Here is a 25,177-nt window from a genome sequence, read left to right on the forward strand (position 1 = left end):
GTTGCCTCCGTGGCCGAACTCCTTGCGGAGCACCCCGGCACGGATGGGGGCAGCAGGTGTGGATTCACCGGTGACGTCCGGTGTGGACGGGTTCCCGCGCACGAAGGCGGCAGGAATCCGGTCGATTATAGCCCGCTCGGCGCGCTCGCTGCAATTGCCGGGTCCGTCGCGGTCAGGTCGATCTGGCGGCCATCCTGCAGATGGGCGTGGAAACGCCCGCCATGGTAGCCGTTCAGCCGCGCCGGCAGTGCCCAGCGGCGCTCGCGCCCGGCCAGCAGATAGCCGGCCAGGCCCGGAAGCAGCAGGGTGCGCTGGCCATCGTCGGCCACGAACGCCAGGTCGTGCAGGCGGGCGTGCAGCGGCCCGGCATTACTCAATCGCAGATAGGGCTGCGACGCGTCGGCCTCGAGCCGGGCCTGCACCCGTGGCTGTACCTGCGGTGCGGCCTGGCCGCGGAACAGCGGCAGCGAGTAGCGGGGCAGGCCGGCCTGGCCGGGCTCCAGCACGATCCGGTAGGCCCGTTCACCCGAGGCGGCCTCGGGACGGCCGGGCAGCAGCCAGATGCGCTGGCGCACGCCCGGGGCGAGATCGAGCTGGATCGGGCTGACCAGGATCTGCTCGGTCGACCTCAGGCGCTCTGCATCGATCTGTTGTTCCCAGGCCATCACCCGCACCTGGCCCTGCCAGTGGCCGGGCCCCGGGTTGTACAGCCACAGCTCGGTGCGACCGCCTTCAGCAGGCAGCTGCAGCGTGGTGGGCGACAGGTCCAGGGCCGCGGCGGGCGGCGCAAGCAGCCACGCGAGGAGAAGCAGTGCTGCGCGCATCAGTAGATGAGGGTCACGGCAGGTGCAGCGTCTTCGTTGGCCACCGGTGGCGCCAGATCGCGGACCTGCGCCGGCAGCTGCGGTGCATCGCTGCGCTGATGCGGGACCGGGCAACGGCTGCCGGCGGCCTCGCCACTGCAGGCGTCGACCACGGTCAGCCGGACCTGCAGCGGGGTGGGGATGGGTTCGGCCCATGCGGGCGTGCTGGCGACCGATATCGCCCCGATCAGAAGTGCGCGAACCACCAGCCAACCACCATGCGTCAGGACTCGCTGCGCGGTATCGGCCGGATCGGCAGGAACTGTAGCGTCGAGCGTGCTCGACTGCGCCATGCCTGCATCCACGCACGGCGTGGATCTACCGAACCCCCCCCGATGGGCACAGGCCATTCCAGACCCAGCCCGGTGGGCAGCGACCATCCCAATCCGCCCCGGTAGGTGCCGACCGTTGGTCGGCACGCCCATCGGCACGCCCGTCAATAGGTAATCGTCACCTGCACCACATCGTTGTAGGTGCCCGCTGGTGGTTGGCCGGCGACCGGCGGCACCCGGCCATAGATCGTCAACTGCTGCGCGCTGCCGGTGCCGGTGCCGCTGGCGGTATCCACGGACAGGGTGTTGCCCCAGCGCTGGCTGCGGGTGGAATTGCGATACAGCTCGTAGGTGAGGTAGTAGGTGCTGCCACCGATGGTGGTGGCCATGCGCCGCGTACTGGTGGCGGTGGGGTTGTTCTGGCCGTTGTTGAGGCTGACCTGGTAGGCGGTGTTCTTCAGGCAGGTGAGGGTCAGCGTCGCGGTCTGGTCGATATTGGCCGGGATGCCGCCGGTGACGTTGCCGAAGTTCATGTTGGTGGTGACGTAGCTGCCGCACTGCGGCAGCACGTTGGCGGTGGCGGTGAAGCTGAAGGCAGCACTGGCGCTGTTGGTCCCGGTGGCGCCGCCGTTGCAGGTTGCCGGCACGGTGGCGGTGCCGAGCAGCACCTCGTTCCAGGCCCAGGTCAGCACCACGTTGGCGCCGCTGAAGGTGCTGCTGTAGGCGCCCGAGGCCAGGATCTGGTTGGCCGGGATCTGTGCTGACAGCTGTGTGGCCTGCGAGCCGTTGCCACCGGTCAGCGGCACGTTGTAGGTCATGGTCAGCTCCTGCGCCGGCGGCGAGCCACGCGGGGTCAAACCGGTCACCTGGCTGAAGTTGGTGGTGTTGTAGAGCTGGAAATTCATGGTGTCGCTGCTGCTGGTGGCCATCGTCCGCCAGCTGGCGCTGCTGCCGCCACCGCTGCCGGCGCCGATGCCCACGCAGATCCGCACGCCGGTGGTGGCCAGCACGCTCAGCGCGGCGGTGGTGCAGTTCACCGTGATGTTGAGCGTGCCGGTGGTGGCGCCAGGCGCGTTGCTGTTGATGTTGCCGAACGGCAGCGTCGGGTCGGCGATGGCGGTGCAGACCGCGACGGCGCGCGCCGGAGCCGCGGCCAGCAGGCCGGCCACCAGCAGCAGGCCAAGCAGCAGCATCCTCATGGCGCCACTTCCGGGATGCATTGCAGGGGAGCGGCCTTCGGGCGCGCGCCGCTGGCCACCACCGTGGGCTGGTCCGGCACCTTCACCCGGCACTGGCCGCGGCTGGTGGTGATGTACAGCACGCTGCCGGCGGCGACGTCCTCCAGGTACAACAGGCCGTCGTAGCCGACCAGCGCCTGGCGCCCGTCGGGCAGCTGTGCCTCGCTGCCCACCTCCAGCGGTTGACCGTCCATGCCCAGCAGGGTCAGGCTCAGCGAGGGCCGCGAACGCAGCTGGAACGTCACCCCGGTGCCGGCGCGCTGGCGCGGCGTGACCCAGTCTTCGATGCGGTCGGCACGCATGTCTTCGGGCAGGTCCAGGGTGTCGATCGAGACCCGGTTGCGCTGCCAGGACAGCAGCGGGCTGACCAGCAGCAGGCCGCGATCGTCGGTCACGCCGATCAGGCGGTTTTCCAGCCGTACCGGCACGCCGGCGACGCCATTGGTGCTGATCACCGCGAACGCATCGGAGACCTCGCGGGTAGCGAAGGCGTGCCCGCCCATCCACACCAGGCTGCCACTGGCGCTGGCATAGGCGTAATTGAGGCCGCCCTGGCGCGACGCGCCGAGCGAGTAGCGACCGACGTCGTTGAGGATGCCGACCTCGGCCAGGCCGCCGTTGCCGTCTTCGCCGTGGCGCAGCTGCGCGCGCCAGCCAACGCCGCCGGCACTGCCATCGCCGGGTACCGGCTGGGTGACGTCGGCCACCCAGCTCTGGCTGTCGCCGTTGCGCTGGCTGGACAGGCTGGCCTGGCGGTTGTTGCCGAGGCTGGCGGTGACCGACAGGTAGATGCTGCGGTCATCGCGCCTGTCCAGGTTCTGGTTCACCGACAGGTAGGCCGACCAGCGCTGGCTCCACGTGCGCGACCAGAACAGGCTGGCGTAGCGGTTGTCCTCGCCATCGGGATAGCGCAGGCGCAGGTAGCTGGTACTGAGTGTGCCCAGCCGCAGCAGATCGGCGCCGACGGTGGCCTGTTCGCTGATGCTGGGTGGCAGGTTGCCCTGCAGGGCGCCCAGATCGCGGTAGTCGCCATGGCTGCGCACGGTGCGCAGGTTGACGTTCAACCGGCGGTTGTTCCAGCTGTAGCCCAGCGCCCATTGCCCGCCCCGCAGGCCGTGGTAGGTGCTGTGCGCATAGGCGGTGTTGATCACGCCTGCGCCGCCGAGCCGCCACCAGCCGCCAAGGCCGGCCTGGGCCAGGCCACCGCCGCCTTCGGCATGCGCTTCACCGGTAAAGGTGTCGCTGACACCGCCGCGCCAACTGGCACTGGCGACGGTGCGATCGTCGTAGGCGAACGAACGCTGGCCGAAGTCCTCGCGCAGGCGGCCGACGCCGGCCGACCAGTCCGACAGGCCCTTGGCCAGCAGCTGCTGGGTGCCATAGAAGCTGAAATCCAGCGTCTGCATGCGCCCGAACGCGTCGGTCACCACCACCTGCGCGCTGCCGGTGCCGCTGATGCCGGGTTGCGCGGCCAGCTGGAACGGGCCGACCGGGACCTGGCCGCTGTACTGGCGCAGGCCGTCCACATACAGCTCGACCGTGGACGGTACCACTGCCTGGCCGAGGAAGCTCGGCGTCGGGGTCAGTACGCGGTAGGGCTGCAGGCCGTAGTTGCGGCCGATCTGCAGGCCGCCCAGGCGTACCGGTCGGGTCCAGTCGACGAAACCGCTGTAGAAGTCGCCGACCTCCAGGGTCATCGCCTGGCCGGGGAAATCCAGGCTCCAGCGGGTGTCCAGACGCACGCTCTCACCGCGCCAGCGACGGTCACCGGGCTGCTGGTAGCGGCGGCTGATCGCGGTGTTCTCGAAAGTGCCGTTGCCGATCCCGAACAGTCGCAGTTCCGAGCTGAGGCTGAGGTTGCCGAGCGTGTCCACGCGGCTGCCGTACACGTCGTAGTTGAGCAGCAGGCCGGGCGAAGCGCTGCCGGCCGGGGCGCGGGTCTGCGGCTGGCTGAGCACGGTGGTCGGCAGGGTCAGCTGGTCCAGCGGCACGTCCAATGCCAGGGTCTGCATGTGCGCGTCGTAGCGCACCACGGCACCGCTGATCTGGTCCAGGTAGACCGGGGCGTCGCCGCTCGCATTGAAGCCGAGCTGGCGCAGCACCTCAGGGCTGGCCTGCAGGCGGCCCCGGTTGTCGATGAACGGCAGCAGCCCACGCGGCGTGCTGTTGAGCTGCACGTCCAGGTAAAGCGTCTGGCTGGCGGTCAACGGCGTTGGCGGCGGCAGGGTCGCGTCGGCCGACACGCCGGAGACATCTGCGGCGCCGCCGGCCGCCATGCCGGACACATCGGCGGCTTCGGTCGCCGCAGGAGCCAGGGCAGCCAACAGCGCGCCCATCAACGCCTCAGCGAGCCGGTGGGGGCGACAGTGGCGTCTGTTCCGACTCGCCATTGAGCTTGGCCGTGATCTGGTCGTTGTCGCGGTCGATCGCGGTGCGTTCGATCGGCCAGCGCATCACCTGTCCTGGCAGCACGTAGCCGAGCAGCCCCGGATGCACGATGCGGGGGCGCTGGGCACTGCCCAGTGCGAGGTCGGCAATCTGCGCATAGCTGTTGCCGGCATTGGCCACCTCCACCCCGTTGCGGCCGTCGGCCAGCTGTACCAGGCGCGCCTGCAGCTGGGGCGCCAGCTTGCCGGAGGCGGGCTGCACGAATACCGGGATCGAATAGCGCAGCACGAACTGCATGCCGTTGGCGCGGGTCGCTAGGTCGGGGACCTCGTCGACGATCAGCCGGTAGTACTGCTGCGCGGGCGGTGGCTCCCGGTTCGGGCGCATCACGCGCACCAGCTGCTGCTGGCCGGCGGCCAGTTCCTGCATCGGCGGGGTGGCCAGCAGTTCATCGGTGGGTAGCAGCTGCTCCTGGCCGTCCTGCTGCACCCAGCGGAACACGCGCACCTGCAGCCGGACCGGCGAGGTGCCACTGTTGGTCAGCCACAGTTCGGCGGCGCGCTGGCGGGCTTCCAGCTGCAGGCTGGTGGGCGCGACCTGAAGGCTGGTGGCGCTGGCGGAGGCGGCGGCCACCAGGCTCAGGGCGAGCAGCGCCGCGCCGGTGGCGCGCCACGGGCGGGGTCCGGCCATGCGGGCGTGCTCCATCAATAGGTGATCGTGGCGGTGACCGTATCCAGGTAGTTACCGGTGGCCGGATTGTTGGTGCTCAGGTTCAGGATCTGGCCGTAGACGATGTAGGGCACGGCCAGGCCGGTTCCGATGCCAGCCTGGGTGTTGGTGCCGGAGGTGGCGCCCCACACCAGGGTGTGCGCGGCATCCTGGTAGAGCTGGTAGCCAACGAAGTTGTTGGCGGTCACCGCCGCGTTGGTGTTCTTCATCCGGCGAGTGGTGACGTCGTTGGCGGTGCTGGCGTTGGCACCCGCATTCAGCGATATCGTGTACGGGGTCAGTGCCGAACACTGCGCGGTCACCGTGCCCTGGCCCAGAGTGGGCGTGGCGGTGGTCGAGGCCGCCGTGCCGAAGTCGACGTTGGTGGCCGCCGCTGCGGTGATCGTGCAGGCCTTGGTGACCACCAGGGTAACGTTGAAGGTGGTGGTGTCTGCGGCCAGGGCCGGGCCGGCCAGCAGAAGCCCGGCCAGGGCGCAGGCGAGTGGCGGGCGGAACGTGGATCGCATGGACAACCTCCCTGACCCGAAGGTCTGTTGAACAAGGCGAAGGCGGCACGTGGGGCCGCTTTGACGACGGTCGGCGCCAGCTTCGGAGGCTAAGTGTCTGTAATCCGTGATGATTAGGGATCCGAAAGGGCGGAGGGCATCACGCTTTCACTTTCCTTGCCGGAACTGTGCATTGCCTGAAATGCCAGTTGGGTGGCGTTCGTTCAGATTGCGGCCGGATCGGCGATAATGGGGGCCATGAGCGTGAATCTGAAAACCCCGCAGGAAATCGAGATGATGCGAATCGCTGGCCGCCTGGCCAGCGAAGTGCTCGACATCGTCACCCCCCACGTCAAGCCCGGTGTCACCACCGAGGAACTGGACCGCATCTGCCACGACCACATCGTGAACGTGCAGGGCGCCATTCCGGCCAACGTCGGCTACCGCGGCTTCCCCAAGACCGTGTGCACTTCGGTCAACAACGTCATCTGCCATGGCATCCCCAGCGAAGGGAAGGTGCTCAAGGATGGCGACATCATCAATATCGACGTTACCGTCATCAAGGACGGTTGGCACGGTGACACCAGTCGCATGTACTTCGTCGGCACCCCGTCGGTGATGGCGCGCCGCCTGGTCGAAGCCACCTATGAAGCGATGTGGCGCGGCATCCGCGCGGTGCGTCCGGGCGCGACCCTGGGCGACATCGGCCATGCCATCCAGAGCTACGCCGAGAGCGAGCGTTTCAGCGTGGTGCGCGAGTACTGTGGCCACGGCATCGGCAAGGTCTACCACGACGAGCCGCAGGTGGTGCATTACGGCCGCCCCGGCCAGGGCCTGGTGCTGCAGCCGGGCATGACCTTCACCATCGAGCCGATGATCAACGAGGGCACCCGCTACAACAAGGTGCTGCCGGATGGCTGGACCGTGGTGACCAAGGACCGCAAGCTGTCGGCGCAGTGGGAGCACATGATCGCGGTCACCGAGACCGGCGTGGACGTGCTGACCCTGTCGCCGGGCGAGTCGCAGGTTTCCTGAGGATGCTGCCGGCGAGTTCGCTGCTGGACACGCCGGCCGCGTCGCTCAACGACCCGGACTGGGCTGCTGCCGCGCGCCAGGCGTTGCAGCAGGCCGACGCGCGGCTGTACCGTCGTTTCGACCAGGGCGACAACATCGAGCGCCTGCTGGCGCTGCGCGCGCGCGCGGCCGACCATCTGATCCGGCTGGCCTGGCAGCGCTGCCTGCCGGCGGACAGCGGCCTGTCGCTGTTCGCGGTCGGCGGCTATGGCCGCGGTGAGCTGTTCCCGCGCTCGGATATCGATCTGCTGGTGTTCGGCGACCCGCCGGCACAGCTCGCCCATGAGCCGGCACTGGCGCGCCTGTTCGCGCTGCTGTGGGACTGCGGGCTGGCGGTCAGCCACGCGGTGCGCTCGGCCGTGCAGTGTCGCGAGGCCGCCGCCGACCAGACCGTGCTGACCGCGCTGATCGAAGCGCGCCCGATCCTGGCCGAAGACGCCGCCCGCCGCGCGTTGCGCGAGGCCATCGACGACCGCGAACTGTGGCCAGCGCGTGCCTTCTTCCTGGCCAAGCTGGAGGAACTGCGCAACCGCCACCAGCGTTTCGGCGACACCGCCGACAACCTGGAGCCGGACCTGAAGGATGGTCCCGGCGGCCTGCGCGATCTCAATACGCTGGGCTGGATGGCGCTGCGTGCGTTCGGCGTGCGCGACCTGGAGGCACTGGTCGGGCTGGGCCACCTGGGCGCCGATGAGGCGGCCGCACTGAAGCGCGAGCGTGCAGTGCTTGCACGGTTGCGGTTCGGCCTGCATCTGGTGGCACGCCGCCCGGAAGAGCGCCTTCGCTTCGATTACCAGAAGACCCTGGCCGCGCGCCTGGGCTTCGAAGACGATGCCGAGAACCTCGGTGTCGAGAAAATGATGCAGGGCTTCTACCGCGCTGCATTGGTGGTGCGCCGGATCAGCGACCGCCTGCTGCAGCGCTTCGAGGAACAGTTCGATGGCGAAGCGCAGCCGGAACCGCTGACCGTGGGTTTCTCCCTGCGACGCGGCTACCTGGCCGCCAATGATGCCGACTGGCCGCGTGGTGATATCGGCCAGGTGTTCGCGCTGTTCTCCAGCTGGGCCAACAACCCGCAGGTGCGCGGCCTGCATTCGCTGACCGCGCGCGCGCTGGCCGAATCGCTGCCGCTGCTGCCGGCCTACGACCAGGCCGACACCGATGCGCGCGAGCAGTTCCTGGCGCTGCTGCGTGGCCAGCGCCCGGTCGACACGCTCTCGCGCATGGCGCGGCTGGGTGTGCTCGGCCAGTGGATTCCGGCGTTCGCCCAGGTCAGCGGGCGCATGCAGTTCGACCTGTTCCATGTGTATACCGTCGACCAGCACACGCTGATGGTCCTGCGCAACATCGGCCAGTTCGCCAGCAGCCGTGCCGATGAGCGCTTCTCGATCGCGCATGAAGTGTGGCCGCGCCTGCGCAAGCCCGAGCTGCTGCTGCTGGCGGGCCTGTTCCATGACATTGCCAAGGGCCGCGGCGGCGACCATTCCGAACTCGGCGCAGTCGATGCGCGCGCGTTCTGCCAGGCGCATGCCCTCAGCAGCTCCGACACCGAACTGGTGGCGTGGCTGGTCGAGCAGCACCTGCGCATGTCGGTGACCGCGCAGAAGCAGGACATCGCCGATCCGGTGGTGATCCACCGCTTCGCCACCCTGGTCGGCAGCCGTGATCGCCTGGATTACCTCTACCTGCTGACCTGCGCCGACATTGCCGGCACCAGCCCGAAGCTGTGGAATGCCTGGAAGGACCGGCTGCTGGCCGACCTGTACTTCGCCACCCGGCGCGCGCTGCGCGAGGGGCTGGAGCATCCGGTGCCGGCCGCCGAGCGCGTGGCCGAGGCGCGCGACAGCGTGCGTGCGCTGGTGCGCGAGCAGGGCTACGACGATGCCACCATCGACCGCCAGTTCGCGGTGATGCCCGATGAAGGCTTCATCCGCCTGCGCCCGGAACAGCTGGCGTGGCAGGCCGCCGCGCTGGTGCCGGTGAAGCAGGGCCAGACGCTGGTGAAGGTGCGCCGGATCAGCGTCGACGATCCCGCGCTGGAAGTATTCGTGCATTCGCCGGACCGCGACGGCCTGTTTGCGGCCATCGTGATGACCCTGGACCGCAAGGGTTACGGCATCCACCGTGCACGGGTGCTGGACGGCCCGGCGGACACCATTTTCGATACCTTCGAGGTGAGCCCGGCCGACAGCTTCGCCGACGGCAGCAGCGCCAACCTGGAAGCCGCGCTACGCGAGGCGCTCAGTGGCGACCTGACGCGCCTGCGGCCGTCGCGCCGGGTAGTGCCGCGGCAGCTGCGCCATTTCCGCTTCGCCCCGCGCATCGAGTTCCGCGACGAGCCCGGTGCGACCCGTTTTGCGCTGGTCGCGCCCGACCGTCCCGGCCTGCTGGCCGACGTGGCGTTCGTGCTGCGCAACCAGGGCCTGCGCGTGCATGATGCGCGCATCGCTACGTTCGGCGAACGCGCCGAAGACACCTTCGTGATCAGTGACGAACACGACCTCCCCCTGACTGAACCTGCCCGGCAGCAGCTGCATGACGCGATGCTGGCCTGCCTGGACCCCGATCGAAACGCCGGAGACCCCGCCTGATGGCCACCAAGCCTGTGAAGAAGACTGCTGCCACCGCCAAGAGCGCAGCGGCCAAGAAAACTGCCGCCGTGCCGGCCGCGAAGAAGGTGGCTGCGCCGAAGAAAGCCGCGGCAGTGAAGGCCCCGGCGAAGAGGGTGGCGGCGCCGAAGAAGGCGCCGGCCAAGAGCGCCGAAGCCGCACGCGCCGAAACCATCGCCCGCAAGTCGCTGCGCAAGCCGGCCGCGCCGGGCGTGGAAGAACTGAAGTTCGGCATCGAGAGCGCCTTCGAGCGCCGCGCCACGCTGACCCTGCACGAGCTGGAAGGCTCGACCAAGCCGCTGGTCAACCGGGTGATCGATGGCCTGGAAAGCGGCGAATTCCGCGTTGCCGAGCCGGATGGCCACGGTGGCTGGAAGGTCAATGAGTGGCTGAAGAAGGCCGTGCTGTTGTACTTCCGCGTCAACGACATGGCGGTGGTCGATGCGCGCCCGGCGCCGTTCTGGGACAAGGTCGAATCGCGCTTCGCCGGTTATGACGAGGCGAAGTTCCGCCGCGGCGGCGTGCGCGTGGTGCCGGGGGCGATCGCCCGTCGCGGCACTTACTTCGGCAAGGACGTGGTGCTGATGCCGAGCTTCACCAATATCGGTGCCTATGTCGGCGAAGGCACCATGGTCGACACCTGGGCCACCGTGGGCTCCTGCGCGCAGATCGGCCAGCACTGCCACCTGTCCGGCGGCGCCGGCATCGGTGGCGTGCTGGAACCTCTGCAGGCCAGCCCGACCATCATTGAAGACCACTGCTTCATCGGTGCGCGTTCGGAAGTGGTGGAAGGCGTGGTGGTGGGCCACCACAGCGTGATCGGCATGGGGGTGTTCCTCAGCCAGAGCACCCGCATCTACAACCGCGCTACCGGCGAGATCAGCTACGGCTACATCCCGCCGTACAGCGTGGTGGTGTCCGGCTCGCTGCCGAGCAAGGACGGCACCCACTCGCTGTACTGCGCGGTGATCGTCAAGCAGGTCGATGCCAAGACCCGCAGCAAGACCAGCGTGAACGACCTGCTGCGCGGCCTGGCCGACTGAAGGTGACTGCGCCGGAGGACCTGGCGCCGTCGGCGATCTACCGGCATCCGTCCGACAGCCTGTTCGGACGGACGCTGCCGCGCCTGTTGCATGCCCCGCAGTGGACCCGGCTGCGCCGCGCGCTGTCGCGGCGCTGGCCGATGCCGATGCTGGCCAGTGATGTGCGCGATGTGGTCTACGTGAGTTGGTGGGTGGATGTGCGGCACGCGCCGCCGCCGCCCCCCGGCCATCATTACCTCGTGCATGAAGGGCACACGCCCTACACCATCCTCAGCTACCGCCACGGCCATTTCGGCCCGCGTGCGGCCGGGCCGCTGCGTGCGCTGATGCCGTCGCCACGGCAGAGCAACTGGCGCTGGTACCTGCGCCGCAATGACGCTCCGCGGGGAACGCCGGTGGTGCTGTTCGACCGCAACGTGATGGACCAGCTGGCTTTCGTGGCCGGGGCGCGCGCGTTCAGCGATGCCATGCAGCCGCATCTGTCCACCCGCTTCGAACATGAGGTGGGCGCCGATGGTGGTGGACACACGCTGATTGAAGGCGGGCAGGGCAGTGCCCCAGGCCTGCACCTGCAGTGGCGCGCGGCCGAAGGTCTTGCGGCTGATGCATGGACCGCTGCCCTTGGTGGACATCCGGAACTGCTGCGCTTCCTGACCTGCCAGGACGAGGCCATCGCCCGCACCTTCGACCAGCGCTGGGCCCACACCCGCATCGATCTGCCGGTGGACATCACCCAGCTGCAGCCGCTGCAGCTGCAGGGCGAGCCGCATTGCCCGCGCCTGCAGGCGATGGGCGTTGACCTGGCCGAGGGGCTGGCCCTGCGCCTGCCATCGGTGCCGTTCCGGGTCGTGTCCGAGCGCCTGTTGTGAGATTCTGGCCCTCTGTTTTCCTGCATCACAGATGGCCATGAGCACCACTGTCTACGGTTTGAAGAACTGCGATACCTGCAAGAAGGCGACCAAGTGGCTGGACCGCTTCGGCGTGCCGTACACCTTCGTCGACTACCGCGACAACAAGCCCAGCCCGGAGACCCTGCTGGAGTGGGCCGCGCCGCTGGGCGGCCTGGCCGCGATGGTCAACAAGTCGTCCACCACCTGGCGGCAGCTGCCGGACAACCGCAAGGCCGCAGATTCGGATGCCGAGTGGAAGCTGCTGCTGCGCGAATACCCGCAGCTGATCAAGCGCCCGCTGGTGGTCACCGCCGACGGCATGGTCAGCCAGGGCTTCAGTGACAATGGCTTCAAGGCTCGTTTCGGCGTGGGTGGCGCGTGAGCGCCGTCCTTGACCTGACCTGCGAGCTGATCGCGCGGCCGTCGGTGACGCCGGATGATGCCGGCTGCCAGGCGCTGCTGTCCGCGCGCCTGCAGCAGGCCGGTTTCCACTGCGAACACCTGCGTCTGGGCGAGGTCGACAACCTGTGGGCGACGCACGGCAGCGGCGCGCCGGTGCTGGTGATGCTGGGCCACACCGATGTGGTGCCGCCGGGTCCGCGCGAGGCGTGGCAGAGCGATCCGTTCACCCCGGAGATCCGCGACGGCGTGCTGTACGGCCGTGGCACCGCCGACATGAAGGGCAGCGTGGCGGCCTTCGTCGTCGCCGCCGAGCAGTTCGTGGCCGCGCATCCTGACCATGCCGGCACGCTGGCCGTGCTGCTCACCAGCGACGAGGAAGGCGATGCCATCGACGGCGTGCGCCATGTCGCGCGCCTGTTCTCCGAGCGTGGCCAGCGCATCGACTGGTGCATCACCGGCGAGCCCTCGTCGACGGCGACGCTGGGCGACCTGCTGCGTGTCGGCCGCCGCGGCAGCCTGTCGGCCAGGCTGCGCGTGCAGGGCGTGCAGGGCCACGTGGCCTACCCGGACAAGGCGCGCAATCCCATCCACCAGGCGGCGCCGGCGCTGGCCGAACTGAGTGCGCGGCGCTGGGACGAGGGCTATGAAAGCTTCCCGCCGACCAGCCTGCAGATCTCCAACATCCACGCTGGCACCGGCGCCAACAACGTGATTCCCGGCGAGTTGGAGGTGGATTTCAACATCCGCTACAACCCGCACTGGAATGCGACGAAGCTGGAAGCGGAGATCACCGCGCTGCTGGACCGGCACGGCCTGCAGCACACGCTGAAGTGGCATCGCAGCGGCGAACCGTTCTACACCCCGGAAGGCCCGCTGCGTGCGGCCGCGCGTGCGGTGCTGGCCGAGCATACCGGCCGTGCCCCGGAAGAAAGCACCGGTGGCGGCACCTCCGATGCACGCTTCATCGCACCGCTGGGGGCGCAGTGCATCGAAGTAGGTCCGGTCAACGCGAGCATCCATCAGGTGGACGAGAACGTGCGCGTGGACGAGCTGGAGGCCCTGCCGGGCCTGTACCAGCGGCTGGTGGAACGGATGCTGGTGTGAAGCGTGACGCCGGGCCATGCCCGGCGGGACGCACCTGGTTGCCAACGCAACTGTTGCGCCGCGCCCGAAACCGGGGTACGGTCGATCCCATGTCGATCCGCCTGGCCACCGCCGTCAACAACAACGACCGCAATAATCTGCGCGCGAATAATCGTGCGCGGCCGATGCGGGACTGCGCCCTGGGTAGATAGACAGCAACACACGCCCGGACACCAGAAAACCCGCATCGGCCGATGCGGGTTTTTTTGTGCCCGGGCGCAGCCTTCCCGGGCCTGGATGGCCGGTCGAACACCTTCCCCTCGTGAAATCCCCCCAACAGGAGCTCCGCCATGTGTTCGATCTTCGGAATCTTCGGCCTGCAGGCCGGTGACGATCTTCCCGCCCTGCGCCGCCACGCGCTGGAACTGTCGCAGCGCCAGCGCCACCGGGGCCCGGACTGGAGCGGCGTGTACCTGGACGAAGGCGCACTGCTGGTGCACGAGCGGCTGGCCATCGTCGATCCGGCCGGCGGCTCGCAACCGCTGCTGTCGGCCGATGGCCAGCTGGCGCTGGCAGTGAACGGCGAGATCTACAACCACCAGGCGTTGAAGGCTGCGTTGACCACCGCCTACGACTTCCAGACCGGCTCGGACTGCGAAGTGATCAACGCGCTGTACCGCCAGGGCCGATCGCCGGCGCAGTGGCTGGAGCAGCTCAACGGCATCTTCGCCTTCGCGCTGTGGGACCGTGACAGTGGCCGGGTGCTGGTGGCACGCGACCCGATCGGCGTGGTGCCGCTGTACTGGGGCCACGATGCGCAGGGGCGCCTGCGCGTGGCCTCGGAGATGAAGGCGCTGGTCGATTCCTGCGCCGATGTCGCGCAGTTCCCGCCGGGCCATTATTTCGACAGCACCAGTGGCGAGCTGGTGCGCTACTACCGGCAGCCGTGGCGCGAGTACGCGGATGTGCAGGGCCGCCAGGCTGACCTGGCTGAGCTTCGCCAAGCCTTCGAACATGCGGTGGAGCGCCAGTTGATGAGCGACGTGCCGTACGGCGTGCTGCTGTCCGGTGGCCTGGACTCATCACTGGTCGCTGCCGTAGCCGCACGCTATGCACGCCGCCGCATCGAGGATGGCGGGCAGACCGAGGCCTGGTGGCCGCGCCTGCACTCTTTCGCGATCGGGCTGAAGGGCTCGCCCGACCTGGCCGCTGCCGCGGTTGCCGCCGAGGCGCTGGGTACCGTGCACCACGGCTTCGAATATACCTTCGAAGAAGGCCTGGACGCGCTGCCGGAAGTGATCCGCCACATCGAAACCTACGACGTCACCACCATCCGCGCGTCGACGCCGATGTTCCTGCTGGCGCGACGGATCAAGGCAATGGGGGTGAAGATGGTGCTGTCCGGCGAGGGCAGCGATGAGATCTTCGGTGGCTACCTGTACTTCCACAAGGCACCGGATGCGCGCGAATTCCACGACGAGCTGGTGCGCAAGCTCGATGCCTTGCACAACTACGACTGCCTGCGTGCCAACAAGTCGATGATGGCCTGGGGTGTGGAGCCGCGCGTACCCTTCCTGGACCGCGAGTTCCTCGACGTGGCGATGCGTTTCGATGCCGCGCACAAGATGGTTGGTGCAGGCTTCGGTGGCCGTCGCATCGAGAAGGCGGTGCTGCGCGAGGCGTTCGATGGCTATCTGCCGGACAGCATCCTGTGGCGGCAGAAGGAGCAGTTCAGCGATGGCGTCGGCTACGGCTGGATCGACGGGCTGAAGGCGCATGCCGAATCGCAGGTGAGCGACCGTGTGCTGGCGGCCGCCGACAAGCGCTTCCCGCACAACCCGCCGCTGACCAAGGAGGCGTACTACTACCGCCATCTGTTCGAGCAGTTCTTCCCGAGTCGTGCGGCCGCCGAGACCGTGCCGGGCGGCAAGTCGATCGCCTGTTCATCGCCGGCAGCGATCGCCTGGGACGCCAGCTTCGCGGCGGCGGCCGATCCTTCCGGACGCGCGATCGCCGGCGTTCACGAGCAAGCCCTGGCCTGACCCCGCAGAAAGGGCGCGGAGGAATCAAGGCGTTCATGGCACAAAAGACTTGATCCCCTCCATCCCCTCTTGCGACGTATCATCGGCGCCCTGCACATTGGGGAATGTTCATGGACGTACAGCGCGGGGCCAGAACGCCGCCGATGAAATGGGGATGGCGCTACCTGGCATGGGCCGCGCTGCCCTTGCTGGCCGGTGTGCTGCTGGCACGCTTCGCTGGCCCTGTTGCACCCGCTGCGGTTGCCCGTGCCACGGCTGTCGCCGAGGGCGGCTGGGCGCAGCATCTGGCTTCACCGCTGGGGCTGTTCCTGCTGCAGCTGCTGGTGCTGCTGCTGGTGGCCAAGGGTGCCGGCGCGCTGCTCAAGCGGTTGGGCCAGCCGGCGGTGATCGGCGAGATGGCGGCCGGCCTGATGATGGGCCCGCTGGTGATGGGCAGCATGCTGCCGCAGCTGCATGGGGCGCTGTTTCCGGCCAGTTCGCTGGGGCCACTCGGCATGCTCAGCCAGCTGGGTGTGCTGATGTTCCTGCTGGTGGCCGGTGCCGAGCTGGATCTGGCGGCGCTGCGCGGACGCCGTCGTTTCGCGTTCACGGTCAGCCATGCCGGCATCGCCCTGCCGTTCGTGCTTGGCGTCGCGCTGGCGATCTGGCTGTACCCGGAGCACGGTCCCGAGGGCGTGGGCTTTACTGCGTTCGCGCTGTTTGTCGGCATCTCGATGAGCATCACCGCATTCCCGGTGCTGCTGCGCATCCTCGCCGATCGCGGCATCACCCAGACATCGCTGGGCCAGACCGCCATCGCCTGCGCCGCGTTGGGCGACGCCACCGCGTGGTGCCTGCTGGCGCTGATCGTCGCCGCTGCGCAGGCCAGCGGGTGGCTGCCGGCCAGCCTCAACCTGCTGTGCGTGGTGGCGTTCGTGGCGGTGATGCTGGGGCTGGTGAAACCGTGGTTCGCCCGCCAGCAGATCGCAGCGGCTCGCGAAGGGCGTTGGCTGCTGGGCATCCTGCTGCTGTCGCTGGCCAGTGCGCTGGTCACTGAAATGCTCGGCATCCACGCCTTGTTCGGTGCATTCGCTGCCGGCGTGGTGGTCTCGTCCAACACGCCGCTGCGCGAGTTGCTGATGGCCCGCGTCGAACCGTTCGCGGTGACGCTGCTGCTGCCGCTGTTCTTCGCCATGACCGGCCTGCGCATGCGCGCCGATGCGCTGCAGGCCAGCGATATCGTGCTCTGCGCGGTGGTGATCGGCGTGGCCACGGCCGGTAAGCTGCTGGGCACCTTCAGCGCCGCGCGCAGTGCCGGCATGCCCACGCGGGAGGCATGGCGGCTGGGTGCGCTGATGAACACCCGCGGCCTGATGGAGCTGATCGTGCTCAACCTGGGCTACGAGCTGGGGCTGCTTGGCGACCGCCTGTTTGCGGTGCTGGTGATCATGGCGCTGGTGACCACGGCGATGACCGGCCCGCTGCTGAACCTGATCGAACGGCGCAGGGCCTGATCCGGTAGTGCCGGCCGTTGGCCGGCTTCTTCCCGGACCCTGAGGTTGCCGGCCCGCGGCCGGCACTACCGCGCTGGGACCAGCGTCATGGTGTGCTGCGCCTTGCCTGGCAGGAACGGGGTCGGGCGGCCATGCACCCAGTCTTCGTGGCCAGCGCCCCAGTACGGCGATAGCGGATGCCCGCTCTGGCCGCCGGGCATGTGCACGATGCCGTCGGCCTCGTGACCGGGCGATACCACCATGCGCTCGGAGGCGCCGAAGTTCGGTGTCTGCACACGCGGCATGTCGCGGTCGCCGGGCAGGCGGTCGGCTGGCATGCACAGCCATCGGCGGGTGAAGGCGGGCAGGGCGCGCGAGACCGGGTGGCAGATGTCGGCGACGTTGCGCTCGCCCCAGGTGCGCTGCTGCAGCGGCCCCTGCTTGTCGAGGTCAGCTTCCAGCGTATGCGCGGCCTTGGCCAGCAGCCCATCCCAGCTGTCCACGCCGGGCGGCAGCAGGTTGGCCGGGCGCTGTTGAAGCATCGGCCAGACCACGCCTTCCAGCTGCGCAAGCCGCGGCGGCAGGTAGTCATCCCCCAGGCGCGCCTTGGCCGGTGCCAGCAGCGCGCTTTCGATGGCATCGAGCACCTCGCCACGGAAACCGCGCACGATGCGGTAGCTGCTTGAATTGGTCGAGGCGCGCACGTTCCAGTGTTCGCTGGCGGCGGCCAGGCGCTTCAATGACGGGTCATCGCTGTGTTCGGCGGTTTCGTGCAGCAGCATCCACCAGCGCTGCAGGAACACCGCGCGGTCGTCGAGCTGGATCGCCAGCAGGTCGTGCTCGTCGAAGCGGTCCTGGGTGGCCAGCAGGTTGCGGATCTGCTGGCCGCGTGCGCCCAGGTCGTAGCCCGCGTTGCCGACCACGGCCAGGGTGGCATCGTCGACGACGCGGCTGTTGGCGGTCCACAGGCGCTGTCCGGGCGGATCGATCAGGGCCGGCGCGGCGTCGCTGCGGATCGGCCACGGCGCGCAGTCCGTGCCGTCATCAAGCGCGTTGTCCTGCAGGGTGTTGAAGCCCAGCGGCAAGCAGCCGGGACCACGGGCCGGGCGTGCACCGACCAGGCGCCAGGCAATGCGCCCGCTGCGGTCGCCGATCACCAGGTTCTGCGCGGGAATGCCGGCGTGGTCGGCGGTCTTCAGGGCCTGGTCGAGGTCACCGGCACGGGCCATGTCGGCGAAGTCCATGCGCACCGCGCCGGGCAGGTGGGCGACCCAGCGCAGCGCATCGCCGCTGCCATCGGCATGGGTATGCAGGATCGGCCCCCAGCCGGTTTCCCGCACCGGGAACAGCACATCGGGCCCGCCGGCCACGGCGATGCGTTCCTCGTGCACGGTCACCGGCGCATTGGCTGGTTCGCGACGGAAATCGGCGGTGTCGATGTAGCTGTTGGTGAAGCCCCAGGCCACGTGCCCGTTGCTGCCGACGATGACCGCCGGCACGCCCGGCAGCGAGAAGCCGCTGACATCGACCTGGCCAGCCGGTGCCTGCGGATCCGGATAGCGCAGGCGCACGCGGAACCACAGGCTGGGCGCGCGCAGGGCCAGGTGCATGTCGTCGGCGATGATGGCGCGGCCATCGGCGGTCAGCGCACCGGCCACGGCGAAATTGTTGCTGCCCACCGCATCGGCGTCGGCGGCAGGCGCGGTCGGCGCGGCGGCCAGCGTGCGCAGGTCCAGCTGCGTGGCGTCGGGCAGCACCGCGTCGCCGCGCGGTTCGCCCTGCAGGGGGGCGTCCCAGCTGCTGCCGTCGTGGGCCAGCAGCGCATGCAGGGCCGGCGGCACCACGTCGCGGATGCGGCTCAGCGCCAGCTCGTTCTGGTTGCCCGGGTCCTGCAGGTCGGCGTACATGGCCAGCCCGGCCAGCACGCTGTCGCTGGCCTGCCAAGGCGCGGGCGACTGCCGCAGCAGCAGGTAGGCCCAGGGCCGCACCGACAGATCGGCCAGGCCCGCGTTGACCCCGTCGACATAGGCACGCACGGCCTGCGGGTTGTCGCCCAGTGCTTCGTTGAGGTGCGCTTCGGTACGTGCGCGCAGGCGGTGCACGCGCATCCGCTTGTCGGCGTCGATCGCCTTCGGCCCGAACAGCGCCGACAGTTCGCCGGCGGCGCTGCGGCGCATCAGGTCCATCTCGAAATAGCGTTCCTGCGCGTGCACACGGCCCAGCGCCCGCATCGCATCGGCCTGGCTGCCGGCGGTGATGGTGACCACCCCCAGCGCATCGCGCTCGATCGTGACCGGCCTGGCCAGCCCCGTCAGCGGATGCTCGCCATCCAAGTCGGCCAGGCTGCCGCGCAGCAGCAGCCACAGCACCAGGACGGTGACCAGCACGAGGGCGATCAACACGCCGAGCACCCAACGCCATGTACGTCGCATCGCACGTCCTTTCCGAACTCGTGGGTCGATTGTAGCCGCAGGCGCAACTGCGACTGATTCCGATTAGATCACCGTATTCTGAAATGCGGCACCCTATGCCGCATCGATTCACAGGAGCCCCCCATGAAAGGCAACCCGGACGTCATCGCCTGCCTGAAGGAACTGCTGCGCGGCGAGCTTGCTGCCCGCGACCAGTACTTCATCCATTCCCGCCGTTACGAGGACCAGGGCCTGTTCGCGCTGTACGAACGCCTGAACCACGAGATGGAAGAGGAAACCCAGCACGCCGATGCGCTGCTGCGCCGGATCCTGTTCCTGGGCGGCGACCCGGACATGCGCCCGCATGCCACCGAGCCGGGCAAGACCGTGGAGGAGATGCTGCAGAAGGATCTTGATACTGAATACGCCGTCCGGAACAATCTCGCCGCCGGCATGAAGCTGTGCGAAGAGAACGGCGACTACGTGAGCCGCGACATCCTGCTGGCGCAGTTGAAGGACACCGAGGAAGACCACGCCTGGTGGCTGGAGCAGCAGCTGGGCCTGATCAAGCGCATCGGCCTGGAGCTGTACCAGTTGAGCAAGATCGACGGCAACGGCGCCCCGGCGCACTGAGCCGGCAGCGGCTCTGTGTAGAGCCGACCCTGCAGAGCCGACCCTGTAGAGCCGACTAACAGTCGGCTCTACAGGAAGCACAGCGTTCTGTCGCCCGCCAGCACCGGAGCATCGCCCGCCAGCCTTCGCCAGCCAGCCGCTCCACCGCCCGCCAGCCGACAACGAAAAAGCCGGGGAATGCCCCGGCTTTTTCGTGTCCAGGAGCCAGATCCCTTTCCGGTGGAAAGGGATCGGACCCCCACGCATCATTCCACCGCCAGCCCTTCCACCTTCTGCCAGCCGCGTGGCAGCAGGTGGCCGCGGGTGGCGCGTGCACCGAGGTAGGCGTCGAGCTCGTTGAACTTCAGGCCCATGGTGCGCTGGCCGCTGCGGACCTGCAGGGTCTGCCCCGGGCTGATCGCCACGATCGCGACCACGCGTTCGGTGGCGAGCTTGGCCTTGGGGATCTCGATGATCTTGTTGCCCTTGCCCTTGTCCAGTTCCGGCAGGTCGTTGGCGGCGATCGCCAGCAGGTTGCCCGAGCTGGTCACCGCCACGATGCGGTCGGTTTCGACGTTGGCGACCACCGACGGGGCCAGCACCGCAGAGCCGGCCGACAGGTTCAGCATCGCCTTGCCGGCCTTGTTGCGGCCGATCAGGTTCTCGAAGCGGGTAACGAAGCCATAGCCGTGGGTCGAAGCCAGCACGAAACGGGTGTCCGGCTCGGCACTGGCCAGGGTCACGAAGCTGGTGCCCGGCGCCGGCGAGAAGCGGCCGGTCAGCGGTTCACCGTTGCCGCGCGCCGAGGGCAGGGTGTGCACCGGCGTCGAGTAGGCGCGGCCCTCGCTGTCGAGGAACGCGACCTGCTGGGTGCTGCGTGCGCGCACCGCGCCCTGCAGGGCATCACCGTCGCGGTAGGAGAGGGCCGACGCATCGACGTCGTGGCCCTTGGCGGCACGGATCCAGCCCTTCTGCGACAGCACCACGGTCATCGGCTCGCTCGGCACCAGCTCGGTCTCGTCGATGGCCTGCGCGGCCTGGCGCTGCACCAGCGGCGAACGGCGGGCGTCGCCGAACTTCTTGGCATCGGCGGTCAGTTCGTCGCGGATCAGCTTTTTCAGCTTGGCCTTGCTGTCGAGGATGCCGAGGATCTTCTCGCGCTCCTTGGCCAGCTCGTCCTGCTCGCCACGAATCTTCATCTCCTCCAGGCGGGCCAGCTGCTTCAGCTTGGTTTCCAGGATGTACTCGGCCTGTTCCTCTGACAGGCCGAAGCGCGCGATCAGTGCTGCCTTCGGTTCGTCCTCGGTGCGGATGATGTGGATCACTTCGTCCAGGTTGAGGAAGGCGACCAGCAGGCCTTCCAGCAGGTGCAGGCGGCGCTCGACCTTCTGCAGGCGGTGCTGCAGGCGGCGGGTGACGGTGTTGCTGCGGAACGTCAGCCATTCGCTGAGCAGCATCTTCAGGTTTTTCACCTGCGGACGGCCGTCCAGCCCGATCACGTTGAGGTTGACGCGGTAGCTGCGCTCCATGTCCGTGGTCGCGAACAGGTGGCCCATCAGCTGCTCGGCGTCGACGCGATTGGAGCGCGGCACCAGCACCACGCGCACCGCGTTGGCGTGGTCGGACTCATCGCGGATGTCCTCCAGCCACGGCAGCTTCTTGGCACGCATCTGTGCGGCAATCTGCTCGATCACCTTCGACGGCGACACCTGGAATGGCAGCGCCGTCACCACGATGTTGTTGGCTTCCCTGGTGAAGGTCGCACGCGCACGCACGCTGCCGTTGCCGGTCTCGTACATGTTCCGCAGATCGTTGGCGGCGGTGATGATCTCGGCGCTGGACGGGTAGTCCGGACCCTGCACGTGTTCGCACAGGTCGCGCACGGTGGCCTCGGGGTTGTCCAGCAGGTGCAGCAGCGCGCTGACGATCTCGTTGAGATTGTGCGGCGGCACATCGGTGGCCATGCCCACGGCGATGCCGGTGGTGCCGTTGAGCAGCAGGTGCGGCAGCCGCGCCGGCATCCAGGTCGGTTCCTGCAGGGTGCCGTCGAAGTTCGGCGCCCAGTCGGTGGTGCCCTGGCCCAGCTCGCCCAGCAGCACCTCGGCGATCGGGGTCAGCTTGGATTCGGTGTAACGCATCGCCGCGAACGACTTCGGGTCGTCGCTGGAGCCGAAGTTGCCCTGGCCTTCGATCAGCGGGTAGCGGTACGAGAATGGCTGTGCCATCAGCACCAGCGCTTCGTAGCACGCGCTGTCGCCGTGCGGGTGGTACTTACCGATGACGTCACCGACGGTGCGCGCGGACTTCTTCGGCTTGGACGCGGCATTCAGGCCCAGCTCGCTCATCGAATAGATGATGCGGCGCTGCACCGGCTTCAGACCGTCGCCGAGGAACGGCAGGGCGCGGTCCAGGACCACGTACATCGAGTAGTCGAGGTAGGCGCGTTCGGCGTACTCGCGCAACGGCAGTTGTTCGAATCCGTGGAACGCGGGGCGGGCAAGTTCGGTCATGCGGCGTTGTTACCTGTTGTCGGGCGGCGGCGACGGCGGTCGCCGCTCGCAATCCTGTGATTATCCGGATGCGGCCGGGGATGCCAAGCCGCGTGCAGGGTCCAGCCCGGTTTCCAGGCCGTGGCCGGCCCGCGCCAGGTAGCGTCCGGGCGGCAGCCCGAAGTGCCGGCGGAACACGGTGACGAAGGCGCTGGCGCTGCTGAAGCCCAAGGCATGGGCGATATCGGCCACGCTGCGGCCGTCGCTCAGCTGGCGCAGGGCCTCGGCCAGGCGCGCCTGCTGCCGCCATTGGGCGAAGCTGAGCGTGGTCTCGTCGCGGAAATGGCGGGTCAGGCTGCGCGGGGAAAGCCCGGCCCAGTGCGCCCATTCGGCCAGGCTGCGCTCGTCGGACGGGTCGGCCAGCAGCTGCGAGGCGATCTTCAGCAGGCGACGGTCATGCGGCATCGGCAGGTGCATGCGCTGGCGCGGCGCGGTTCGGATCTCGTCCACCAGCACCTCGATGATGTGCTGGCGCTCGGAGGTGGTGTCGTAGCCCGGCGGCCAGTCGCAGATGCGGTCGGCCAGTGCCTGCGCCAGCTTGGACAGGCCCAGCACGCAGGGCTCGGAGGGCAGGGGGGCACAGACCGGCGCCGCCAGCGCCATGCCCCAGCCACGCAGCGGGCCGTCGAGGGTGACCGTATGCGGCTCCAGCGGCGGCATCCAGCCGGCCGAACCCGGCGCCAGCGACCAGGTGCCGTGCGAGGTGCGGGTAGTCAGCAGGCCGCGTTCGACACAGATCAACTGGGCGCGCTGGTGGTGGTGCCAGTCCACTTCCCGTACCAGCCCCTGCGGGCTGTCGAAGCGGAAACCGACCACGGGCGGGCCATCGTTGCGCTCGAACCAGTCCAGCGCGTCGTCCCGCAGCAGCCGCTTGGAAGGGAGGATTTCTTCCTTGTTCATCATTTCCGCTGGCTGGAATGTGTCATCCATTGGCTGGATTGTACTACCGGGCCACCTGACCAGATCATTAAGGTAGGCGCCTTCGCCGATACAGCCCACTGCTGCAACACAGCATTCGATGTCAGATCGAATATTTCCATTGAGAAATATTTTTTTTGGAAGAGAATGCTCCCCCATGATCTGTCCTGCAACCACTCCTCCCAGCTTCGGCCTGCTGCTGCGCCAGGTGCGCGACGGCCTGGTCCGGCAACTCGACGCGTCCATGGCTGAAGAAGATCTGGGTATCGGCTTCACCCACTACATCGGGTTGAAGGTGCTTTCCCATATGGCGCCTTGCACCGCCAACGAACTGGCCCAGGCCATCGACCAGGTTCCCAGCGCGGTGACCCGCCTGCTGGACAAGCTGGAAGCGCTGGGCTGCGTCCGCCGCGAGCCGCATGCGCAGGACCGGCGTGCGCTGCAGATCGTGCTGACCGATGAAGGTCGCGCGCTGTGGTCGCGATTGAAGCTGCGCGGCGACGCGGTGATGGATTACGCCCTGCGTGATCTTTCCACCGACGAGCGCACGCTGCTGCTGTCCCTCCTTACCCGAATCCGCGATTCCCTGACGACCCCATGAACCCGATCCCGCATTCCACTCTCCGCCGGTCCGGGCGCGCGCTGCTGGTGCCAGCGCTGGCCCTGGCGTTGGCTGCCTGCGCCAGCAGCCGTGGCCTCACCCCGCAGGGCCACGTGCTTGATGTGGACAGCCTGCACAGCGAACGCACCCTGGCCGATACCGACCTGAGCGCCACCGGCTTCCCGGCGCAGGACTGGTGGAAGGCGCTGGGCGATGCGCAGCTGGATGCGCTGGTCGCCGAAGGCCTGGCCGGTCACCCGAGCCTGGACGCCGCCGATGCGCGCCTGCGCCAGGCCCAGGCCCAGGTCGGCACCGCGCGTGCAGATGAGCTGCCCAGCCTGGCGGTGTCCGGTGGCTACACCGGCCTGCGCCTGCCCGAGTCGATGGTCGGCAGCGAGATGGGCGGCCGCTACGGCGGCAGCAGCCAGGTCGCCTTCGACTTCAGCTATGGCGTGGACCTGTGGGGCGGCAAGCGTGCCGCCTGGGAAGCCGCCGTGGATGGCGCGCATGCGGCCACCGTCGAAGCGCAGGCGGCCCGGCTGAACCTGTCCACCGGCATCACCCAGGCCTATGCCGACCTGGCCTACGCCTGGCAGCTCAACGATGTGGCCGAGGAAGAGCTGGCCCGTTCGCAGAAGTCGCTGGAGCTGACCCGCCAGCGCCGCAGCGCCGGTATCGACAGCGACCTGCAGGTACGCCAGGCCGAGGCGCGCGTGCCGGCCGCACAGCAGCAGGTGCAGGCCGCGCAGCAGCGCATTGACGCCGCCCGCACCGCGCTGGCCGCACTGGTCGGCAAGGGCCCGGACCGTGGGCTGTCGATCCAGCGCCCGCAGCCGCTGAACCCGGTGGCGCTGCAGTTGCCGGGCGTGTTGCCCAGCGAACTGCTGGGCCGCCGCCCCGACATCGTCGCCGCGCGCTGGCGCGTGGAAGCGGCCGACAAGCAGATCAAGGTGGCAAAGACCAAGTTCTACCCGAGCTTCAACCTGACCGCGCTGGCCGGCGTGGTCGCACCGAACGTCGGCGACCTGCTGAAGAGCAGTTCCACCTTTGCCTACATCGGCCCGGCGCTGAGCCTGCCGATCTTTGAAGGCGGCAAGCTGCGCGCCAACCTGGCCAGCACCGATGCGCAGTACGACCTGGCGGTGGCCAACTACAACCAGGCTGTGCTCGATGCGCTGCGCGACGTGGCCGACCAGGTCAATGCGGTGCGCTCGCTGGCGCAGCAGGCGCACTCGCAGCAGCAGGCTGTGGACACCGCGCGTTCGGCCTTTGACCTGGCCCAGCAGCGCTACCGCGCCGGCATCGGCAGCTACCTGGACGTGCTCACCGCGCAGTCCACGCTGTTGCAGTCGCAGCAGCAGCTGGCGGGCCTGCAGTCGCAGCAGGTGCAGTCCTCGGTGCGCCTGAGCAAGGCGCTGGGCGGTGGTTTCCTGCCCGCCGACGCCGACCGCGCACCGATCGCCTCCCATTCCGATTCCTCGCATTCCTGAAGACCC

General features: G+C 68.6%; 20 protein-coding genes. 11 read left to right on the forward strand and 9 right to left on the reverse strand.

The window, feature by feature from the left end; translation table 11 throughout:
- Positions 1–125: 125 nt before the first annotated feature.
- From QZ853_RS03350 to QZ853_RS03375, 6 genes are all read right to left on the reverse strand, one after another.
- Positions 126–824, reverse strand: a complete 699-nt coding sequence (locus QZ853_RS03350; protein WP_295570720.1) for a molecular chaperone — start codon at positions 822–824, stop codon at positions 126–128.
- Positions 824–1,156: a hypothetical protein gene (locus QZ853_RS03355; RefSeq protein ID WP_295570721.1), complete on the reverse strand. Its 333-nt coding sequence runs from the start codon at positions 1,154–1,156 to the stop codon at positions 824–826. Before QZ853_RS03355 ends, QZ853_RS03350 begins: the two co-directional genes overlap by 1 nt.
- A gap of 143 nt (positions 1,157–1,299) precedes the next feature.
- Positions 1,300–2,334 (reverse strand): spore coat U domain-containing protein, encoded by a 1,035-nt coding sequence (locus QZ853_RS03360; protein ID WP_295570722.1) that lies wholly within the window; start codon positions 2,332–2,334, stop codon positions 1,300–1,302.
- Complete coding sequence (locus tag QZ853_RS03365; protein WP_295570724.1) at positions 2,331–4,709, reverse strand: fimbria/pilus outer membrane usher protein; 2,379 nt, start codon at positions 4,707–4,709, stop codon at positions 2,331–2,333. The genes QZ853_RS03360 and QZ853_RS03365 overlap by 4 nt, the downstream gene beginning before the upstream one ends.
- 7 nt (positions 4,710–4,716) lie before the next feature.
- A complete protein-coding gene (locus QZ853_RS03370) occupies positions 4,717–5,466 on the reverse strand; it encodes a molecular chaperone (RefSeq protein ID WP_295570725.1) in 750 nt (249 codons plus the stop codon).
- Positions 5,466–5,996, reverse strand: coding sequence for a spore coat U domain-containing protein (locus QZ853_RS03375; protein WP_295570727.1), 531 nt, complete (start codon positions 5,994–5,996; stop codon positions 5,466–5,468). The genes QZ853_RS03370 and QZ853_RS03375 overlap by 1 nt, the downstream gene beginning before the upstream one ends.
- Positions 5,997–6,233: 237 nt before the next feature.
- On the opposite strand from QZ853_RS03375, the gene map reads away from it, so the two are divergent.
- The 8 genes from map to QZ853_RS03415 all read left to right on the forward strand — a co-directional run bounded on the left by map (position 6,234) and on the right by QZ853_RS03415 (position 16,611).
- Entirely contained in the window at positions 6,234–7,010 is a 777-nt protein-coding gene (gene map / locus QZ853_RS03380; RefSeq protein ID WP_345777872.1) for a type I methionyl aminopeptidase, read from the forward strand.
- A gap of 2 nt (positions 7,011–7,012) precedes the next feature.
- Positions 7,013–9,640 carry a [protein-PII] uridylyltransferase gene (locus QZ853_RS03385; RefSeq protein WP_295570731.1) on the forward strand — a complete coding sequence of 876 codons (2,628 nt, stop codon included), beginning with the start codon at positions 7,013–7,015 and terminating at the stop codon, positions 9,638–9,640.
- Complete coding sequence (gene dapD, locus QZ853_RS03390) at positions 9,640–10,701, forward strand: 2,3,4,5-tetrahydropyridine-2,6-dicarboxylate N-succinyltransferase (RefSeq protein WP_295570732.1); 1,062 nt, start codon at positions 9,640–9,642, stop codon at positions 10,699–10,701. Before QZ853_RS03385 ends, dapD begins: the two co-directional genes overlap by 1 nt.
- 2 nt (positions 10,702–10,703) lie before the next feature.
- Positions 10,704–11,570, forward strand: a complete 867-nt coding sequence (locus QZ853_RS03395) for a hypothetical protein (protein ID WP_295570734.1) — start codon at positions 10,704–10,706, stop codon at positions 11,568–11,570.
- Between the two features lie 31 nt (positions 11,571–11,601).
- Complete coding sequence (locus QZ853_RS03400; RefSeq protein WP_295570736.1) at positions 11,602–11,973, forward strand: Spx/MgsR family RNA polymerase-binding regulatory protein; 372 nt, start codon at positions 11,602–11,604, stop codon at positions 11,971–11,973.
- Positions 11,970–13,097, forward strand: coding sequence for a succinyl-diaminopimelate desuccinylase (gene dapE, locus QZ853_RS03405; protein WP_295570738.1), 1,128 nt, complete (start codon positions 11,970–11,972; stop codon positions 13,095–13,097). The genes QZ853_RS03400 and dapE overlap by 4 nt, the downstream gene beginning before the upstream one ends.
- Positions 13,098–13,426: 329 nt before the next feature.
- Positions 13,427–15,118, forward strand: a complete 1,692-nt coding sequence (gene asnB / locus QZ853_RS03410) for an asparagine synthase B (RefSeq protein ID WP_295570740.1) — start codon at positions 13,427–13,429, stop codon at positions 15,116–15,118.
- 104 nt (positions 15,119–15,222) lie between these two features.
- Complete coding sequence (locus QZ853_RS03415) at positions 15,223–16,611, forward strand: cation:proton antiporter (RefSeq protein WP_295570742.1); 1,389 nt, start codon at positions 15,223–15,225, stop codon at positions 16,609–16,611.
- Positions 16,612–16,676: 65 nt separating this feature from the next.
- Here QZ853_RS03415 and QZ853_RS03420 read toward each other — a convergent pair whose 3' ends face one another.
- Complete coding sequence (locus tag QZ853_RS03420) at positions 16,677–19,022, reverse strand: penicillin acylase family protein (RefSeq protein WP_295570743.1); 2,346 nt, start codon at positions 19,020–19,022, stop codon at positions 16,677–16,679.
- A gap of 123 nt (positions 19,023–19,145) precedes the next feature.
- Here QZ853_RS03420 and bfr point away from each other — a divergent pair, with 123 nt between their 5' ends.
- Positions 19,146–19,634 (forward strand): bacterioferritin, encoded by a 489-nt coding sequence (gene bfr, locus QZ853_RS03425; RefSeq protein WP_010486279.1) that lies wholly within the window; start codon positions 19,146–19,148, stop codon positions 19,632–19,634.
- Positions 19,635–19,879: 245 nt separating this feature from the next.
- Here the strand turns inward: bfr and parC are convergent, their stop codons facing one another.
- Together parC and QZ853_RS03435 are read right to left on the reverse strand one after the other, a co-directional pair.
- Complete coding sequence (parC, locus tag QZ853_RS03430; protein WP_295570745.1) at positions 19,880–22,123, reverse strand: DNA topoisomerase IV subunit A; 2,244 nt, start codon at positions 22,121–22,123, stop codon at positions 19,880–19,882.
- A 60-nt stretch (positions 22,124–22,183) separates the two neighbouring features.
- Entirely contained in the window at positions 22,184–23,065 is an 882-nt protein-coding gene (locus QZ853_RS03435; protein ID WP_295571132.1) for a helix-turn-helix transcriptional regulator, read from the reverse strand.
- A 172-nt stretch (positions 23,066–23,237) separates the two neighbouring features.
- Between QZ853_RS03435 and emrR the strand changes: the two genes are divergently transcribed.
- Both emrR and emrC read left to right on the forward strand, forming a co-directional pair.
- A complete protein-coding gene (gene emrR / locus QZ853_RS03440; protein WP_295570746.1) occupies positions 23,238–23,681 on the forward strand; it encodes a multidrug efflux system transcriptional regulator EmrR in 444 nt (147 codons plus the stop codon).
- A complete protein-coding gene (emrC, locus tag QZ853_RS03445) occupies positions 23,678–25,171 on the forward strand; it encodes a multidrug efflux transporter outer membrane subunit EmrC (RefSeq protein WP_295570748.1) in 1,494 nt (497 codons plus the stop codon). The genes emrR and emrC overlap by 4 nt, the downstream gene beginning before the upstream one ends.
- Positions 25,172–25,177 lie beyond the last annotated feature (6 nt).

Source organism: uncultured Stenotrophomonas sp., from assembly GCF_913778665.1.
Taxonomy (GTDB): Bacteria; Pseudomonadota; Gammaproteobacteria; order Xanthomonadales; family Xanthomonadaceae; genus Stenotrophomonas.